General features: G+C 64.3%; 18 protein-coding genes. 7 read left to right on the forward strand and 11 right to left on the reverse strand.

Annotated features, from left to right (window positions below; genetic code table 11):
* Positions 1-98 precede the first annotated feature (98 nt).
* From ASD73_RS09425 to clpS, 3 genes are all read left to right on the forward strand, one after another.
* The gene (locus tag ASD73_RS09425) at positions 99-1,877 is read left to right on the forward strand and encodes a PHA/PHB synthase family protein (RefSeq protein ID WP_056371761.1); all 1,779 of its coding nucleotides are present in this window, start codon (positions 99-101) and stop codon (positions 1,875-1,877) included.
* Between the two features lie 124 nt (positions 1,878-2,001).
* The gene (locus ASD73_RS09430) at positions 2,002-2,757 is read left to right on the forward strand and encodes a phasin family protein (protein ID WP_056371764.1); all 756 of its coding nucleotides are present in this window, start codon (positions 2,002-2,004) and stop codon (positions 2,755-2,757) included.
* A gap of 200 nt (positions 2,758-2,957) precedes the next feature.
* Positions 2,958-3,320, forward strand: coding sequence for an ATP-dependent Clp protease adapter ClpS (gene clpS, locus ASD73_RS09435; protein WP_443027974.1), 363 nt, complete (start codon positions 2,958-2,960; stop codon positions 3,318-3,320).
* A 1-nt stretch (position 3,321) separates the two neighbouring features.
* On the opposite strand, the gene ASD73_RS09440 is transcribed toward clpS, so the two are convergent.
* Positions 3,322-3,813: a winged helix-turn-helix transcriptional regulator gene (locus ASD73_RS09440; RefSeq protein WP_056371767.1), complete on the reverse strand. Its 492-nt coding sequence runs from the start codon at positions 3,811-3,813 to the stop codon at positions 3,322-3,324.
* A gap of 91 nt (positions 3,814-3,904) precedes the next feature.
* On the opposite strand from ASD73_RS09440, the gene ASD73_RS09445 reads away from it, so the two are divergent.
* Positions 3,905-4,636, forward strand: coding sequence for an SDR family oxidoreductase (locus tag ASD73_RS09445; RefSeq protein ID WP_056371769.1), 732 nt, complete (start codon positions 3,905-3,907; stop codon positions 4,634-4,636).
* The gene (locus ASD73_RS09450; RefSeq protein WP_082521460.1) at positions 4,630-5,232 is read left to right on the forward strand and encodes a 2-hydroxychromene-2-carboxylate isomerase; all 603 of its coding nucleotides are present in this window, start codon (positions 4,630-4,632) and stop codon (positions 5,230-5,232) included. The genes ASD73_RS09445 and ASD73_RS09450 overlap by 7 nt, the downstream gene beginning before the upstream one ends.
* Here ASD73_RS09450 and ASD73_RS09455 read toward each other — a convergent pair.
* Entirely contained in the window at positions 5,229-6,152 is a 924-nt protein-coding gene (locus ASD73_RS09455) for a DMT family transporter (protein WP_056371773.1), read from the reverse strand. The genes ASD73_RS09450 and ASD73_RS09455 overlap by 4 nt on opposite strands.
* Positions 6,153-6,236: 84 nt before the next feature.
* Positions 6,237-7,358 carry a DUF3011 domain-containing protein gene (locus tag ASD73_RS09460; protein ID WP_056371775.1) on the reverse strand — a complete coding sequence of 374 codons (1,122 nt, stop codon included), beginning with the start codon at positions 7,356-7,358 and terminating at the stop codon, positions 6,237-6,239.
* A gap of 288 nt (positions 7,359-7,646) precedes the next feature.
* Between ASD73_RS09460 and murA the strand changes: the two genes are divergently transcribed.
* Complete coding sequence (gene murA / locus ASD73_RS09465) at positions 7,647-8,930, forward strand: UDP-N-acetylglucosamine 1-carboxyvinyltransferase (RefSeq protein ID WP_056371777.1); 1,284 nt, start codon at positions 7,647-7,649, stop codon at positions 8,928-8,930.
* On the opposite strand, the gene ASD73_RS09470 is transcribed toward murA, so the two are convergent.
* The 7 genes from ASD73_RS09470 to ASD73_RS09500 form a co-directional block, all read right to left on the reverse strand.
* A complete protein-coding gene (locus tag ASD73_RS09470; RefSeq protein WP_056371779.1) occupies positions 8,917-10,185 on the reverse strand; it encodes an alpha/beta hydrolase family protein in 1,269 nt (422 codons plus the stop codon). The two genes, murA and ASD73_RS09470, sit on opposite strands and share 14 nt — an antisense overlap.
* Before the next feature lie 35 nt (positions 10,186-10,220).
* The gene (locus ASD73_RS09475) at positions 10,221-11,129 is read right to left on the reverse strand and encodes a DMT family transporter (protein ID WP_082521590.1); all 909 of its coding nucleotides are present in this window, start codon (positions 11,127-11,129) and stop codon (positions 10,221-10,223) included.
* A gap of 50 nt (positions 11,130-11,179) precedes the next feature.
* Complete coding sequence (locus ASD73_RS09480) at positions 11,180-12,190, reverse strand: threonine aldolase family protein (RefSeq protein ID WP_056371784.1); 1,011 nt, start codon at positions 12,188-12,190, stop codon at positions 11,180-11,182.
* 41 nt (positions 12,191-12,231) lie between these two features.
* On the reverse strand, positions 12,232-12,984 hold the full coding sequence (locus ASD73_RS09485; protein WP_056371786.1) for a hypothetical protein: 753 nt from the start codon (positions 12,982-12,984) through the stop codon (positions 12,232-12,234).
* A gap of 81 nt (positions 12,985-13,065) precedes the next feature.
* Entirely contained in the window at positions 13,066-13,536 is a 471-nt protein-coding gene (locus ASD73_RS09490) for a hypothetical protein (RefSeq protein WP_056371787.1), read from the reverse strand.
* 42 nt (positions 13,537-13,578) lie between these two features.
* Positions 13,579-14,796 (reverse strand): argininosuccinate synthase, encoded by a 1,218-nt coding sequence (locus ASD73_RS09495; protein ID WP_056371788.1) that lies wholly within the window; start codon positions 14,794-14,796, stop codon positions 13,579-13,581.
* A gap of 116 nt (positions 14,797-14,912) precedes the next feature.
* Positions 14,913-15,320, reverse strand: coding sequence for a DoxX family protein (locus ASD73_RS09500; protein WP_056371789.1), 408 nt, complete (start codon positions 15,318-15,320; stop codon positions 14,913-14,915).
* A 193-nt stretch (positions 15,321-15,513) separates the two neighbouring features.
* Here ASD73_RS09500 and ASD73_RS09505 point away from each other — a divergent pair, with 193 nt between their 5' ends.
* On the forward strand, positions 15,514-15,951 hold the full coding sequence (locus ASD73_RS09505) for a DUF1801 domain-containing protein (RefSeq protein WP_056371790.1): 438 nt from the start codon (positions 15,514-15,516) through the stop codon (positions 15,949-15,951).
* 6 nt (positions 15,952-15,957) lie between these two features.
* Here the strand turns inward: ASD73_RS09505 and ASD73_RS09510 are convergent, their stop codons facing one another.
* Complete coding sequence (locus ASD73_RS09510; protein ID WP_056376011.1) at positions 15,958-16,587, reverse strand: hypothetical protein; 630 nt, start codon at positions 16,585-16,587, stop codon at positions 15,958-15,960.
* Between the last annotated feature and the right edge of the window lie 25 nt (positions 16,588-16,612).

The raw sequence follows: 16,612 nt of genomic DNA on the forward strand, positions 1-16,612 counted from the left end.
CCTTTACGTTACTTGTGGGTTGACGCGAGCGGCAGCCTCGCCAGCCGCATCGCGGCTTGTTATAGGCATAATATCCGCACTGACCAGCAGGAACGAGCATGAACGACACGGGTAACGACGGCACGACCGAAGCGCTAAATCCCTTCATGCCATCCCCCGACGACATGCAGCATTGGGCCAGCGTGATCGGCCGCGCGCAGCAGATGATGCTCGAATATGCGTTGGGTCAGGCCAACGACGGCAACGCGAGTGCCGCGGCGCTGTTCGACCCTGCCAAATGGCTCGACAATCCAGCGGCGAAGCTGTGGTCCGAGCAATCGTCGAAGATGTGGGACCAGGGCGTGGCCTTCTGGACCTCGCTCGCCAGCATCGGCCAGCCGATCGGGCCCGGCGTGCCGGCCGAGGGCGTGAAGGACCGCCGCTTCACCGATGCCGAATGGACCGCCAATCCGGTGTTCGCGATGATCCGCCAGACCTATGGCCTGCTCGCCGAACAGATGCTCGCGACGACGCGCCAGTTCGAGGGGCTCGACCCCGCCGCGCGCGCGAAGATGGAATTTGCCGCGAAGGCGATGGCCGACGCGATGGCGCCGACCAATCTGGCGCTTACCAATCCCGAAGTGATCAAGCGTGCGGTCGAGACGCGCGGCGAAAGCCTGCTCAAGGGGCTCCGCCATATGCTGAACGATCTGTCGCGCGGGCAATTGAGCCATGTTGATCCTGATGCGTTCGAGGTCGGGGTCAATATCGCCACGACGCCGGGCAAGGTGATCCACGAGACCGATCTTTACCAGCTGATCCAGTATACCCCGACGACGAAGGAGGTGCTCGCCGTCCCGCTCCTGATCTTCCCGCCGTGGATCAACCGCTTCTATATCCTCGACCTCAACCCCGCGAAAAGCTTCGTCGCCTGGGCGGTCGAACAGGGATTGTCGGTGTTCGTCGTCTCGTGGAAATCGGCCGACGCGTCGATGAGCGAGATCGTCTGGGACGATTATGTCGCGGCGCAGGTCGATGCGATCGACACGGTGCGCGACGCGCTCGATGTTCCCGCGGTCCACACGATCGGCTATTGCGTCGCTGGCACCACGCTCGCCGCGACGCTCGCGATGCTGGCGGCGCGCGGCGAGGCCGACAAGGTCCAGTCGGTGACCTTCTTCACCGCGCAGGTCGATTTCGAACAGGCCGGCGACCTCAAGATGTTCGTCGACGACAGCTATCTGGCGCTGCTCCAGCAGCTTTCGGCGCCGGGCTTCCTCGACGGGCGCTATATGGCGGCGACCTTCAACAGCCTGCGCGGGCGCGATCTGATCTGGAATTATGTCGTCAGCAATTACCTGCTCGGCAACGACTATCCGCCCTTCGACCTGCTTTACTGGAATGGCGACACGACCAACCTGCCCGCGAAGTGGCACCGCCAATATCTGGTCGACCTCTATCGCGACAATCGCATGGTGATCCCGAACAGCCTGTCGGTGATGGGGACGCCGATCGACCTCAGGAAGATCGAGACCCCCGCCTATATCCAGGCAGGACGCGAGGATCATATTGCGCCGCTCGCCAGCGTCTGGCGGCTGATGGATCATCTGTCGGGGCCCAAGACCTTCCTGCTCGCGGGTTCGGGCCATATCGCAGGCGTGGTCAACCCGCCCGCCGCGGGCAAATATCAATATTGGACCGGCGACGGCGAAGCCGCGACGCTCGACGATTTTGTCGCGAGCGCGAGTGAGACAAAGGGCAGCTGGTGGCCGCACTGGATCGGCTGGATTTCGGAACGCGATGGCGCGAAAACCGCCGTAAAGGGCGCGCGAATCCCCGGAAAAGGCTCCAAAAAGGCGATCGAGGACGCCCCCGGCCGCTATGTCAAACAGCGGTAATATCTAGAGAATATCCTCTCCGTCGGGGCGTGGTGACAAGAATTTTGTGCAGTGCACAAAAAATATCCTTGAAATCGCCACGCCGCTCCTATATTGTGCACTGCAACATAGAGGAGTACCACCGATGGCTACCAAGATGGATAGTGCCGAAAAGGCTTTCGAAGCCGCGACGCTGGAAACCCCGGCCAAGCCGGTGGCGACTCCCGCCGCGCCGGCCCCCGCTGCTGCCGCTCCGGCCGTAGCGAAGGCCGACCCGGCCCCCGCACAGATCAAGACGGTGAAGGCAAAAGCCAAGCCGGCCGCGAAGAAGGCTGCTGCCCCCAAGGCGGTTGCCAGGAAGGTCGCTCCCAAGAAGGCGGCCGTGAAAATTGCATCCAAGCCCCTCAAGGCCGCACCGAAGCCGGTCGCCGCCGCTACCAAAGGATTCAAGACCATGAACGACACCGTCAAGAAGTTCGCCGACGAAGCGAAGACCCGCACCGAAGCCCTGACCGCCGATTTCCAGGCGAAGTCGAAGGAAGCGCTCGCCAAGACCAGCAAGCTCGCTGAAGAAGCCGTCGAGTTCAACAAGGCGAACGTCGAAGCGCTCGTCGAAGCCGGCAAGATCGCTGCCAAGGGCATCGAAACGCTCGGCCAGGAAGGCGTGACCTATGCTCGCAAGAGCTTTGAAGACACGACCGCCGCGCTGAAGGGCTACACCTCCGTCAAGACCCCGGCCGACTTCTTCAAGCTCTATGCCGAAAACAGCAAGAAGGCGTTCGACGCCGCTGTTGCGCAGACCTCGAAGACCAGCGAACTCGTCGTCAAGCTGACGAACGACAGCTTCGCGCCGATCTCGAACCGCGTTTCGGTCATCACTTCGAAGATGAAGGCCGCCTAAGGCGCTTTCACCTTCCATCGTTGGCGCGGGCACCCTCCCCCTCCCCTCCCGCCTGCGCCGACACCCCAAGGCCGCTCGCTTCCCCGGAAGCGGGCGGTTCTTGTTTTTGCGGCCACCCGATCCGGCTGGCGAACGAGAGGTTAAAATCCGCGCGCGCGCCTCTTGCGCTTCGCCCGCGGCTTGCGATATTCCTGTCCATGATGTTTCCTGCTGCAACCAACCAGCCGCCCCACGCGATGGCGGACAAGGACGACGGCTCGCCCGGCACCCCCGGCGTCGGGATCGCGACGCGTACGCGTGCGAAGGCCAAAAAGCCGTCGATGTATAAGGTGCTGCTGCTCAACGACGATTACACTCCGATGGAATTCGTCGTGATGGTACTCCAGCGTTTCTTCAACATGGATATCGAACAGGCGACGCAGGTGATGCTGCACGTCCACCAACAGGGCGTCGGCGTGTGCGGCGTGTTCAGTTACGAAGTGGCCGAAACCAAAGTGAACCAGGTGATGGACGCCGCGCGGCAGAACCAGCACCCGTTGCAATGCACGCTGGAAAAAGCCTAAATTAGCTCGCTCGCCCGACCTGTTCGGCCCTGAGCGCCGGCGACGGTTCGCCTTTCAAATCGCCATAACCCAGCTCCGCGCCGCACCCTGGACAGATTTTCGCCGTCCCGACATCGGCACCGCACGTCCGGTGTACATAACGGATTGCGGGTCCGTCCCCCGTCTCGCCCGGGGCATAGGCCCAGCGCTCGGACCAGTTGCGCATCGCGTAGAGTACATCGAATAGCGCCTTGCCCTTGTCGGTCAGCCAATAATCGTGCCGTACCGGCCGCTCGCTATAAGCACGGCGCTCCGCGACCCGTTCCGCGACAAGCATCTTGAGCCGCGCCGACACCAGCTGCGGTCCCAGCCCGGTGTTCGCCGCAATCAGCTCGAACCGACGCCGCCCGAAAAATAGCTCGCGCAGGATCAGCAATACCGCGCGGTCGCCGAGCAGTTCGGCCGACCGTCCCACGGGGCATAAAGTGTCCGAAAGATCCGCGCGCTTGGGCATCTCGCGTCCTTAGCCTCCTTCGGCAGGGAACAGAAATCACTTGTAACTATGATTATCATAGCTACTCTTGAACACAAGAGGAGAGTCGCTCATGCCCAATCCCGCAGCCGTCATCATCGGGGCCGGAGACGCCACTGGCGGCGCCATCGCCCGTGCCTTCGCCGCCGAGGGACTCACCGCCTGCGTCAACCGCCGGACCCGCAATGCCGAGCAGCTCGAAGCGCTCGCACAATCGATCCGCGACGACGGACACAAGGCCCGCGCCTTCCCCGGGGACGCCCGCAGCGAGGATGACATGATCGCGCTGTTCGGCCAGGTCGAGGCCGAGGTCGGCCCGGTCGAGGTCGCGGTGTTCAACATCGGCGCGAACGTCAATTTCCCGATCGGCGAGACGACGGTGCGCGTTTACACCAAGGTCTGGGAAATGGCGTGCCTCGGCGGGTTCCTGATGGGGCGCGAGGCCGCGAAGCACATGGCCCCGCGCGGCCGTGGCACGATCGTCTTCACCGGCGCGACCGCGAGCCTGCGCGGCGGATCGGGCTTTTCGGCCTTTTCGGGCGCAAAGGGCGCGCTCCGCATGCTCGCGCAGTCGATGGCGCGCGAACTCGGACCGCAAGGCATTCACGTCGCGCATACGATCATCGACGGCGCGATCGACACCGAATTCATCAAGGGCCGCCATCCCGACTTCGATAACGCCAAGGCGCAGGACCTGATCCTGAACCCCGACGCCATCGCCGCCAACTATGTGATGCTGCACAAACAGCCCAAAAGCGCGTGGACCCACGAACTCGACCTCCGGCCATGGGGAGAAAAATGGTGACCAAATCGCTCGAACTCATCTTCGATTTCGGCAGTCCCAACGCCTATCTTTGCATGAAGGCGCTGCCCGAGCTGCTCGACCGCACCGGCGCCGACCTGATCATCACGCCGTGCCTGCTCGGCGGCATCTTCAAGGCAACGGGCAACAAAGCGCCGATGGTGCAATATGCAGACGCCCCCGCAAAACTCGCTTATGAGAACCTCGAAATGCAGCGCTTTATCGAAAAGCATCGCCTCACGAAATTTCGGATCAACCCGCACTTCCCGGTCAATACGCTAACGATCATGCGCGGCGCGATCGTTGCCGGCGAAGAGGGTAATCTCGACGATTATGTCGACGCGGTGAACCGCGCGATGTGGGAGGATGGTCTCAAGATGGACGATCCCGAGGTCATCGCGACCTTCCTGTCGGCGAACGGCTTCGACGGCCCCGCGCTGCTGGCGCGCACGCAGGAGCCCGAGATCAAGGCGAAGCTGGTCGCGAACACCGAGGCCGCGGTCGCGCGCGGCGTATTCGGCATTCCGACCTTCTTCGTGCGCGATGAGATGTTCTTCGGCAAGGACCGGCTGGCGCAGGTCGAGGAAGCACTCGCCTAGGCCTGCGCCGCGGGCTGTGACGGTCGCCCGGCGACCAATATGCCGGCGACGATCAGCGCCAGCCCGATGATGTGGAACAGGTGCAGCACTTCGCCGAGGAACAGCATCGCGAGTCCCGCGCCCATCAGCGGCATCACATTCATATACTGCCCCGTCGCCGCCGAGCCGATCAGCTCGACCCCGCGATTGAAGAAAAGATAGGCGAGAAACGACGGAAAGATCGAGACATAGGCGATGGCGAGCGCGCTACCCGTCGCGGGAACGATCAGCCGCCCCGACCACAGCTCGTGTGCGTAAAAGGGCACAATAACCGCGATGCCGACCACCATCGACGCCGCGAGGAAACTCAGCGGATGCACCGCGGGCCGGCGGCGGAGCAGCACCGAGTAAAGCGCCCAGAGCAGCACCGCGCCGCCGATGATCGCGTCGCCGATGTTCAGCTGCAATCCCCACAGCATCGCGGGGTCGCCGCGCGCGATGATCGCGAGCACGCCGGTGAGCGAAATCAGCACGCCCGCGATCTGCCGCAGGCTGGTGCGGTCGCCCATCACCAACGCACCGACGACGAGAACGAGCGCCGGCAGCGCCGATTGGATCAGCATCGAATTAAGCGCGGTGGTACTTTGCAGGCCGGTGTAGAGCAGGATGTTGAACGATCCGATCGCCAATGCACCGAGCAGCGCTACGATCGGCCAGTTCGCGCGCAATATGGGCCAGTCGCGCCTGAGATGCGGCCAGGCGAGCGGGAGCAGCAAGGCAAGCGCGAAGGTCCAGCGCCAGAAGGACAAAGCGGCGGGCGGCACCAGATCGCGCGCGGCGCGCCCGACGATCGAATTGCCCGCCCAGAACAGCGCCGTTGTCGTCAGCAGCGGATAGGCCCGCGACCACAGCGTCGCCGCCAGCCCACCATCCGTTCGCATCGCGTTTCGATCCCGTGTTCGTCAAAAATTTGCCGCCCCGGCTTTCACCGGGGCGGCAGAAGATATCGGAAGCGCGCCTCCTGTCTAGGTGAAGTCGAGCTGGATGATGTCGCTCGGCGTCGCGCGGCAATACATTTCGATCGTGCGCGCGCCGTCGGGATAGGTTGCGGTCATCGCGGCGCGAATCCGCCAGCCGCCATTGCCCTGCTCCAGGTTGACCAGCCGGTCGTACGACAGCCGGGTTCCCCCGGTGATGCCGATCTGGCGCGCCGCATCCATCATGCAATTCTGCACCGACGGCCGCGCCGCGCTTGGCAAGGCCGAGAGATTGGCGCTGAGTGCTGCCGGCGGGCCGGCGGGATAGGTCGGCGTTGTCGAGTCTTCTGGCACCGATGTCTCGGGCGCGGTTGGCTCGGCGGGTTTCTTTTTCTTGCTCGCAAGCAAGGCGATCAAACCGGCCGCAACGACGACCCCGCCGATCACCAGGCCGGTGCTCGGCCCCTTGTCCTTGTCCTTGTCGGGCCGCGAGCCGCGATATCCATAGCCAAACTCAGCGCGGCAACCCTTGTCCACCCAGACATAGCTGGCGGTATAGCCCCATTGCCGGCCAGCATTGCAGCGACCGCCGATCGTGCGCACCACCTCGACCCGGTTGTTGGTCGAGACATTGCACTGCTGATAGCCGTTGTTCCGCGACTCGCAGCGGACCGTCCCTGCAAAATCATCGACCGGTTGCGGCAGCGGCGTCGGGTAGCCGCCCCCATTGCCATAGCCGTAAGCGAACTCGGCGCGGCAACCGCCCGATACCCAGATCTGGGTGGCGGTGAAGCCCCAGTCGCGTCCCTTCGAACAACGCCCGCCGATCACGCGCTGCAGGTCGACACGATTCTCGGTGCGAACGTTACAACGCTGTTGCTTGTTGTTCCGCGATTCGCAGCGGATAGTTCCGGTATATTCGCCGTAACCGGGGCGCGGCGGCTGAATCTGCGGGCCGCCCGGGTAAGGTGGCACCGGACGCGGAGGCTGGATCTGTGGGCCACCGGGACGCGGCGGCTGAATCTGCGGGCCACCCGGCGTTGGCTGGACGACTACCGGCCCGCCCGGCGGCGGATAAGGCAAGGTCGTCGCTTGGGACATCGCCGGGACGGCAAGCTGGCTGGCGATCAACGTGGCCGTAGTGACGATCGTGACGACATTATTCCGCATGACCTTACTCCCCTGTGAAAAGTCGTTTCCGCTTACGCTTGCCCTGGCTCGACCCAAATATTGACCTGAATAGTTTCATATTTCGGACCGGAAAGCCACGGCGAAAGCCCGTAGTCATCGGGGACGACTTAACCATGGTGACGACTTCGCTTGTTCGGTCGGATCTATTGGCTTTCGCCCCCTGGATCGCACCGCCGCAACAGGGGAGCCAAGGGCGAGGCGGCTTATCTTCCGCAGTCACCTGCCCAGCCCGCTTGCGCGCGCATGCGCATGCGCTAAAGACAGCCGATGGATCAAATCGTCATTCGCGGCGGCCAGCGACTCAAGGGCCGTATCCCCATCTCCGGCGCCAAGAATGCCGCGCTCACCCTGCTGCCTTGCGCGCTGCTCACCGACGAGCCGCTGACGCTCAGGAACCTGCCGCGGCTCGCCGACGTCGACGGGTTCGGTCACCTGCTCAACCAGCTCGGCTGCTCGACGACGATCGAGGGTTCGCGCCCCGAGGATTTCGGCCGCGTGATGACCGCGCGCACGACGACGCTGACCTCGACCGTCGCGCCCTATGACATCGTGCGCAAGATGCGCGCCTCGATCCTCGTGCTCGGCCCGCTGCTCGCGCGCGCGGGTGAGGCGACCGTGTCGCTGCCCGGCGGCTGCGCGATCGGCAACCGCCCGATCGACCTGCACCTTAAAGCCCTCGAAGCCTTTGGCGCCGAGATCGAGCTGACCTCGGGCTATGTTAAGGCTGTTGCTCCGGGCGGGCGCCTTGCAGGCGGCAAGTTCACCTTCCCCGTCGTCTCGGTCGGCGCGACGGAAAATGCGCTGATGGCGGCGTCGCTCGCCAAGGGCACCTGCGTGCTCGAAAATGCGGCGCGCGAGCCCGAGATCGTTGATCTGTGCAACTGCCTCGTCGCGATGGGTGCGCATATCGACGGCATCGGCACCGAGACGCTGACGATTGAAGGCGTCGACCGGCTGCACGGCGCGACCTATCGCGTGATGGCCGACCGTATCGAGGCGGGCAGCTATGCCTGCGCGGCGGTGATCACCGAGGGCGATGTCGAGTTGGTCGGCGCGAAGGCCGACGAGATGGAAGCGACGCTCGCGGCGCTCCGCCAGGCGGGCGCAACGGTCGAGGAAACCAAGGGCGGCATCCGCGTCGCGATGTCGGGCCGCGCCGAGCCCGTCACGCTGTCAACTGCGCCCTATCCGGGCTTCGCGACCGACATGCAGGCGCAGTTTATGGCGATGGCCACGCTCGGCAAGGGCGCGTCGCTGTTCACCGAGACGATCTTCGAAAACCGCTACATGCACGTCCCCGAACTCGCACGCATGGGCTGCGACATCGATGTGCGCGGCCGCAGCGCCGTCGTGCGCGGCGTCGATCATCTGGTCGGCGCGCCCGTGATGGCAACCGATCTGCGCGCCTCGATGAGCCTCATCATCGCGGGCCTCGCCGCACAAGGCACGACCGAGGTCAACCGCGTCTATCATCTCGACCGCGGTTACGAGCGGCTCGAGGAAAAGCTGCAGGCCGTCGGCGCCGACATCGAGCGGATCAGCGCGGGGTAAGCCGCTCCGCACGGCCATAGGTGCCGCGCACATCGCGCTTGATCCAGTCGGCGAGCAATTTCAGATAGCCGTCGGTGATCCGCGTGATCTGACGTTCCCCGCTGGCGTCGGTGGTGAATTCCCACATGCCATGATCGGTCTGGGGAAAGAGATAGACGTCGACCGGCTTACCCGCCTTTGCGAGCCCGAGCAGCGCGCCCCGCGTCGTTTCGATCGGCGCCTCGCGATCCTCGCCCGCGAGCACCCAGAGCAACGGCGCGTCGAGTTTCTTCAGCGCCGCAAGCGCGTCATAATTCCAGATGAGTTCGAGATTGTCGAAACGCGCGCGCCCGACCCGGCGCAACGCGTCGTTAGGCATACGCGCGATCGCGCCGCTATGTTCGCCCGCGATCTTCGCCGCCCACGGCTGGCCCGCCATCTCGGCGCGCACCGCGTCGAGCTCTGTGTAGCCTTCGGTGAAACCGGACAGCAGCAACTTGCCGGTCGCGTCCGACAGCCGCCCGACGAGCGCCTCAGCATCCCGGCCAAGCCCCGCCGCGCGGACCTCCGACACCATCTGTTCGCGGTCTTCTTCGATCGGCGAGGCGACGAGGCCGAAACCGATCGCGACGAAATCGGCCTTGGTCCGCGTCGCGGCGAGGGGGGCGACCCAGCCGCCCTGGCTGCCGCCGAAGAAGCCCGCGCGCCCATGGCCGCCCGCCGTCATGCTGCGCGCCTGACCCAGCGCGTGCGCCGCATCCTCCGCAAGCAGTTCGAAATTCTGCGTATATTCGCCTTCGGACCCGCCGGTGCCGCGCTTGTCGTAGACGAAGACCGAAATGCCCTGCGCCGCCATCGCATAGCCATAGACGCCGCCGATCGGCGAAGTGCGTTCGGACCCGTGCACCATCACGACGAGCGGGCGCTTGGCGTCGGGCGCGCCCGGCGGCTCGATCAGCACGCCGGTCATCTTCGTGCCGACGCTGTCGAAGGTCGCTTGCGTCTCGCGAAAGGCGACGGGCTTCCAATGTTTGCCGCCGACGGAAACGTCGCTGGTCCCGCACGTCAGGGGGACGCCGGCATCGGTGGTCGCGCCCCGGCGGCCGTCGCGAAACAGATAGCGCAGCCCGGGCGCCGCGACTGCCGGCGACTTCACCAGCACGACGAAATCGCCGTCGGGGGCGGCATAGGTCCCCGGCGTGCAGGCGGTCTGCGCAAGGACCGGCGTTGCCGGAAGCGTAGCGAGAAGACAAAGGGTGCCGATGAGATGTTTCATGAAGCCGTGTTATAGAAATAACACAGCAATGGCAACTAGCTCTCGGGCTCGACGGGGACGGAAACCATGTTGCCGCTGACCGACGGCCGTTCGGGCCGTTTTGCGACCGCGATCACCAGCCCGATCAGCGCGACGACGCCGCCCGCGATCGATAGGGTCGCCCAGCGGTAATCCTCGAATGCGGTCGAAAAGCCCATCGCGATGATCGGGATCAGCACGCTGGACCATGCCGCCTGCCCTGGTCCGACCGCGCGGATGATGTTGAAATAGAGCGGAAAGGTCACTGCGCTCGCAATCACGCCGAGATAGAGGACGCCGCCGATGTACGTCACGGTCGGCTCGATCACCGGCGGGCCAGTGGTGATCCATGCATAGCTGCCGTCGGCGAGCGCACCGAAGAGCATCGCCCACGCGATCATCACCACCATCGACTGCGCGCGTGCGATGCGCGTTCCCTGCATGACGTTGGCGGTCGATGCGCTCATCACGCCGGCGAGGGTCAGCGTGGTGCCGAGCAGCACCTCGCCCGCGCCGACCGCGGCAGCGCGATATTCGTGAAGGATCATCAATCCGACACCAACGATCGCGATCCCAGCCCCCGCGAGGAAGCGCCCTTCGAGCGGGGTCTTGAGGAAAGCGCGGCCAAGCAGCGTGTTGGGTACGATCAGCAGCGCGAACAGCACCGCGACGAGGCCCGAGGTGATATGCTGTTCGGCGCGGTAGACGAAGTTGAAATTGAAGGCGAACTGCGCGATGCCCAGCACCACGGCAAAGAGCATCGCGCGCGGCGCGAGCAGAAGCGGCTCGCGCCGCATCGCGGCAAATGCGAACATCGCGATTGCTGCGACCGCAAAGCGATAGGTAACCGACCAGCTGGGCGGGACCACGCCGAGCTGCCCCGTGATGACAATCCAGGTCGATCCCCAGATCAAAGTCACCAGCATGAAGGGCAGCAGGACGCGCGGGCTGAGCAGCGTGGGTGGCTGCTCGCTACTCACAATGCGCCGATCGCGGCCGCCAGCGGTGCGACCGCCTCGGCATCCTGATCCCAGCTGACGACGAGGCGCGCCGCGCCTTCACCCCAGTCGTAGAAGTCGAACCCGGCCGCGCGCAATTTGGCGGCCTCCTCGGCGGTGAGGCGCACGAACAGCTCGTTCGCCTCGACGGGGTGCATCAAGCGCTCGCCGCACGCCGCGGCGAGCTTTGCCGCGCCCGCGTTGGCAGCGCGCGCGTTCGCCAGCCACAGATCGTTCGCGAGCATCGCGCGAATCTGCGCCGCGACGAAGCGCCCCTTGCTGAGCAAATGGCCGCCGCGCTTCTTGAGTTCGCGCACGCCCGGCCCGCCACTGCCGCCGAAAAAGACGATCGCCTCGGCCATCATCGCACCATTTTTGGTGAAGCCGAAAGACAGCGCATCGACCCCGGCGCGCCAGGTGACGTCGGCGGGCGCGCAGCCGAGGAAAGCGACGGCGTTGGCAAAGCGCGCGCCGTCCATGTGGAGCTTCATGCCTGCGCCCCTGGCGATCTCGCTGATCGCGCCGACTTCTTCCGCGCGCCAGGCAAGGCCATATTCGGTCGCGTTGGTGATGCTGACCGCCGCAGGCTGAACCTGATGCACATCCTTGCGGATCCCGGCGATGCGGGCTTTCAAGGCGTCGGTGTCGATCTTCGCGCCGCGTCCGGGCAGCGGCATCAGCTTGGCGCCGCCCGAATAAAAGGTCGGTGCGCCGCATTCGTCGACTTCGATATGCGCTTCCTCGTAACAGAGGATGCCCTGCCACGGCCGGACGAAATGCGCGAGGATGATGCTGTTCGCCGCGGTTCCGGTCGGGATCCAGACGACTTCGCATGTCGTCTCGAAAAGCTCCGAGAATGTCGCGTCGAGCGACTGGCTGAGCGCGTCGCCGTCATAGGCGGTGTCGACCTGGTTGGCGGCCGCCATCGCCTCCATCACCAAGGGGTGGACGGTCGCGGCGTTGTCGGAGAAAAAGCGGGTCGCAGTCATGGACCGCGCCTTAGCGCAGGTGTGGGCCGCTTGCTAACCCCTCATTTCTGTTGCGCTTCACCCGATACGTCTGCGGACTCGTCGGGTGTCGATCCGCGCGCGAGGCTCGCGCCGCCGGCGACACCGAGACCGCCCGCCATGCCCATTCCGCCGCCTCCTCCGCCGCCGCGCCCGCCGCCAGCGCCGCCACGCGCTTCGCTGCCGCGGCCGCCGCTCTTGCCGCCGCTGCCCGACGGACGCGTCGGACCCTGCGCGGGGATGATAACGTCGGCGGGGACCGGATCGAGGTCGAGCGCCTTGCGGATGAAATCGCGCAATTCGACGACGAGGTCGTGGACATGCACCGGCCGCCCCTCGGCCAGTTCCTGCGCCGCGCGGCTGGCCAGCCGCACCTGCGTCTCGGTGCCGAGCAGGATGATGTCGGAAAGCGCGGCCTCGACGGCGTCGCGAATGCGGCGCGGGCGATCCGATTCGCCGGGTTCGTCATCCTCCGGCACCGCCGCGTCCGACAGGTCGATCGCGGGCTCCGCTTTCGGCTCGCCCGCCTGACGCCTGATGTCGCGAAGATGGCGTGGATCGACCATCAGATCGCCGGTGAACGACCCGCCGAGCGTCTTGTACGCAGCCATCAGCGTGCGCAGCCGCTCGTTGATCTGGCGGTTCATCCGTTCGCGGCGCTGCTGGATCGTCATCATCACCATCAGCCGGATGCCGACGCCGATCAGCGTGACGAGCGCAAGGCCCAGCAGCGTCGTTCCGATGCTTTGCCATGACGAGAAGTCGAAGAAGCGCATGCTACCGAATGTGCCGACGATCGCCCGCGGGCGCCACCGATTTTCTGCCCGCCGCCGCGTCGCCGTTCATCGATGTCAAAATCAGATGCCGAGGCCGTCCGCGCAGTCGAATGCCGAGGCGAGCTTTTCGCGAAAACCGGTGGTGTCCGATCCCGCGTCGACGAGCACCGCATCCCCCGCATCGAGCCGCTCGTGAAGCGCGATCGTCAGCGAGTCTTCGCTGAACAGATCGCCGACGAAACGATTGTGCGCCACGAAACGAAGCCGCTGCGGCGTGGATTCGATCACGACCGCGCGCCACGCGGGGCCATAGCTCGACTTCGCCCACAGCTTCGCGCCCACAGGCAGCGCGCGCGTCGGTTTGCCGGTGACGACTGCGACATTGATCATCGTGCGATCGGCTTCGTTGAACGCCTGGCGCATCTCGATCGAGCCGGTGCCGAAGCGCGCGATACATTCGCCCGCCGCGCGGTTTACATAGCCGAGATCAACGTAAGAGGCGTCGTTGAACGCGGGGGTCAAGCTGGCGGCGGCCAGCAAAAGCGAGAACATGGACCAAGGCTCCTTTCGCAGCCGGGTCCGTGCCCGGCCGCCCTATTGACCCTGTTTCGCGAGCAATTTCAAGCGCAAGGCGTTCAATTTGATAAAGCCTGCCGCATCCTTTTGATCATAGGCGCCGGCGTCATCCTCGAAGGTCACATGGCGTTCGCTGTAGAGGCTGAGCGGCGACTTGCGGCCGACGACGCTGGCGTTGCCCTTGTAGAGCTTGAGGCGGACGGTGCCAGTGACGTTCGCCTGGCTGTGATCGATCGCCGCCTGCAGCATCTCGCGCTCGGGCGCGAACCAGAAGCCGTTGTAGATGAGCTCGGCATATTTCGGCATCAGCTCGTCCTTGAGATGCGCCGCGCCGCGATCGAGCGTGATGCTTTCGATCCCGCGGTGGGCACGCGCATAGATTTCGCCGCCCGGCGTTTCGTACATGCCGCGCGACTTCATGCCGACGAAGCGGTTCTCGACGAGGTCGAGGCGGCCGATGCCATGCTTGCGGCCAAGATCGTTCAAGGCCGCGAGCAAGGTCGCGGGCGACATCGCCTGCCCGTTCAGCGCGACACCGTCGCCACGTTCGAAATCGATCGTGATATATTCGGGCGTGTCGGGCGCATCCTCGGGATTTACCGTGCGCGAATAGACATAGTCGGGCGTTTCTTCCCACGGATCCTCGAGCACCTTGCCCTCCGACGAGGTATGCAGGAGGTTCGCGTCGGTGCTGAACGGGCTTTCGCCGCGCTTGTCCTTCGGTACCGGAATCTGGTTCTTTTCGGCGAAGTCGATCAGCGCGGTGCGGCTGGTCAGGTCCCATTCGCGCCAGGGCGCGATCACCTTGATGTCGGGGTTGAGCGCATAGGCCGACAGCTCGAAGCGGACCTGATCATTGCCCTTGCCCGTCGCGCCATGTGCGACCGCATCGGCGCCGACTTCCTTGGCGATCTCGATGAGGCGCTTCGAAATCAGCGGGCGCGCGATCGAGGTGCCGAGCAGATAATCGCCCTCGTATCGCGCGTTGGCGCGCATCATCGGGAAGACGAAATCGCGGACGAATTCCTCGCGCACATCGTCGATATAGATATGCTCGGGCTTCACGCCCATCAGTTCGGCCTTGGCGCGCGCGGGCTCGATCTCTTCGCCCTGCCCCAAATCGGCGGTGAAGGTCACGACCTCGCAGCCGTAGGTGACCTGCAGCCACTTCAGGATGACGCTGGTATCGAGGCCGCCCGAATAGGCGAGGACGACGCGTTTGAAGGACTCGGACATGATGGCACCTTTGGCGAGGGAAAGACGCGGGCGCGGCTAGCAGGCCTGCCCGCTCAACGCAACGTCCGGCATCGGGGGTCAATCCCCTCCGCCCATCGGTGGAACGCGCCGGCGACCTAGCTGCGCTGCAACGCGAGCGAACCCGCGCCGCGCGCCGCAATGTAAAGCCCGAATGCGATCAGCATCGCGCTTGGAAAACTGGCGCGGATCCCTGCAGCGCCGTCCACCATGACAATGGCGACCAGGAAATTGAATGCACAGACAAGGCCAGCCCAACGGACAAGAACACCCGCACAAAATGCCACACCGCAAAGAAACTGCGCCCAGGCCGACAAGGGTGCCATGATATTCGGGAAAATGAATCCATTTGATTTCAGAAACGCTGCGAACTCTGCCATCCGCGCGGCGCTGGAAATATTATCCCACGTTCCGTAGATCAAAAAAATTCCGACAAGCAGCCGAAATCCGAGCAAAAATATATCCTCGAACTTGCCAAGCTTCTTCAGATTCGGGACGCGGACCATCCACTTCTCCTGTCGAATTTGCGCGATTCCGGTTACCGAGAAAACCAGAGATCGAGCGCACTACACAATAACGCTATGATGGTTATTTCATGAAGTAAATTGCCATCGGAAGTTTCCGGAAAACGCCGACGGGCCGATTGGCTCGCTCCACCAAAATCGCTATCCTCGCGCCTCGCATCCCGGGAGAGAGGTCATGGGCAAAGCCGAGATCAAGACCAAAGCCACCGAAGTTGCCATCGCCGACTTCATCGCCGACGTCCCCGACGCGAAACGCCGCGCCGAAGCCGAAGTGATCGACGCGATGCACCGGCGCGTCACCGGGCTCGATCCGAAAATGTGGGGCCCGTCGATCATCGGCTATGGCAGCTATGATTATGTCTATGACAGCGGCCACTCGGGCACGATGTGCCGCGCCGGGTTCAGCCCGCGCAAGGCCGCAATGACGCTCTATCTGATGGGCCATTACCTCGACCGCCAGCCAGAGGCAGACGCGCTGCTCGCCAAGCTCGGCAAATATAGAAACGGCAAATCGTGCCTCTACATCAACAAGCTCGCCGACGTCGACCTGGAGGTTCTCGAAAAGCTCGTCGCACTGAGCTGGGACGTCATGAACGAGAGGTATCCGGGCTGAGGCGCGTTACGGCAGAACCTGTTCCAGATCCTTGAAGCCGCGCACCGGGCGCGGGCAGTTCGCGTCGCGCCATATCGCGACGCTGCCGACGAGCAGGAGGGCGCAGAAGCCCCATGTGATCCCAGCGAAGATCATGTCTTTCGTTTCGATCGGCCGGATCAGATTTTGCAGCGTTTCATAGGCGACATAGCCCAGGAAAACGGCCGAGACGACCATCAGCAGCGAGTATAGCGCCGTTTCCCAGCGCTGCAGGCCGCGTTCGACGCGGTCGAAATGACCGATCCGCTTCATCTCCTCGGCGAGGTGCAGGACGAACTGGCCATAGATCAGCTTTCCGCCCGACATCGGACGCAGGACCAGTTTTCGCTCGCCGTCGCGCCAGATCAGGCAGCGATAGTAATCGAGCGACCGGCTTTTGCCCTGATCGACCCCGGCGCGGATACGGCGAATGTCCGCGAGCGAAATTTCGGCGCGACCGCGCCGCGACCCGGTCAGGATCAAGTGCGGAGCCTCGTCGCCCACAATCTTCGCCTCGACCCGCAACCCTTTCAGCCCCGCGCGGCGTAGCGACCAGCAATTACCCAGCCGGTAGGTGCTGAATTCGTCGCGCTTGCCCCAGTCGTCGTCGTCGATCATTGCCCCCTCCTTCATGGCCGCCCTG

Source organism: Sphingopyxis sp. Root154 (assembly GCF_001427105.1).
Lineage (GTDB): Bacteria > Pseudomonadota > Alphaproteobacteria > Sphingomonadales > Sphingomonadaceae > Sphingopyxis.

Excerpts from the sequence above, each read along its gene's own strand:
- ASD73_RS09455 (WP_056371773.1), bottom strand. The coding sequence starts at position 6,152 with ATGCGAACGGATGGTGGGCTGGCGGCGACGCTGTGGTCGCGGGCCTAT.
- ASD73_RS09490 (WP_056371787.1), bottom strand. The coding sequence starts at position 13,536 with ATGTTCTCGCTTTTGCTGGCCGCCGCCAGCTTGACCCCCGCGTTCAAC.
- ASD73_RS09480 (WP_056371784.1), bottom strand. The coding sequence starts at position 12,190 with ATGACTGCGACCCGCTTTTTCTCCGACAACGCCGCGACCGTCCACCCC.
- ASD73_RS09440 (WP_056371767.1), bottom strand. The coding sequence starts at position 3,813 with ATGCCCAAGCGCGCGGATCTTTCGGACACTTTATGCCCCGTGGGACGG.
- ASD73_RS09430 (WP_056371764.1), top strand. The coding sequence starts at position 2,002 with ATGGCTACCAAGATGGATAGTGCCGAAAAGGCTTTCGAAGCCGCGACG.
- ASD73_RS09445 (WP_056371769.1), top strand. The coding sequence starts at position 3,905 with ATGCCCAATCCCGCAGCCGTCATCATCGGGGCCGGAGACGCCACTGGC.
- ASD73_RS09460 (WP_056371775.1), bottom strand. The coding sequence starts at position 7,358 with ATGCGGAATAATGTCGTCACGATCGTCACTACGGCCACGTTGATCGCC.
- ASD73_RS09450 (WP_082521460.1), top strand. The coding sequence starts at position 4,630 with ATGGTGACCAAATCGCTCGAACTCATCTTCGATTTCGGCAGTCCCAAC.
- ASD73_RS09425 (WP_056371761.1), top strand. The coding sequence starts at position 99 with ATGAACGACACGGGTAACGACGGCACGACCGAAGCGCTAAATCCCTTC.
- clpS (WP_443027974.1), top strand. The coding sequence starts at position 2,958 with ATGTTTCCTGCTGCAACCAACCAGCCGCCCCACGCGATGGCGGACAAG.
- ASD73_RS09505 (WP_056371790.1), top strand. The coding sequence starts at position 15,514 with ATGGGCAAAGCCGAGATCAAGACCAAAGCCACCGAAGTTGCCATCGCC.
- ASD73_RS09495 (WP_056371788.1), bottom strand. The coding sequence starts at position 14,796 with ATGTCCGAGTCCTTCAAACGCGTCGTCCTCGCCTATTCGGGCGGCCTC.
- ASD73_RS09510 (WP_056376011.1), bottom strand. The coding sequence starts at position 16,587 with ATGATCGACGACGACGACTGGGGCAAGCGCGACGAATTCAGCACCTAC.
- ASD73_RS09475 (WP_082521590.1), bottom strand. The coding sequence starts at position 11,129 with ATGCTGGTGACTTTGATCTGGGGATCGACCTGGATTGTCATCACGGGG.
- murA (WP_056371777.1), top strand. The coding sequence starts at position 7,647 with ATGGATCAAATCGTCATTCGCGGCGGCCAGCGACTCAAGGGCCGTATC.
- ASD73_RS09470 (WP_056371779.1), bottom strand. The coding sequence starts at position 10,185 with ATGAAACATCTCATCGGCACCCTTTGTCTTCTCGCTACGCTTCCGGCA.
- ASD73_RS09485 (WP_056371786.1), bottom strand. The coding sequence starts at position 12,984 with ATGCGCTTCTTCGACTTCTCGTCATGGCAAAGCATCGGAACGACGCTG.
- ASD73_RS09500 (WP_056371789.1), bottom strand. The coding sequence starts at position 15,320 with ATGGTCCGCGTCCCGAATCTGAAGAAGCTTGGCAAGTTCGAGGATATA.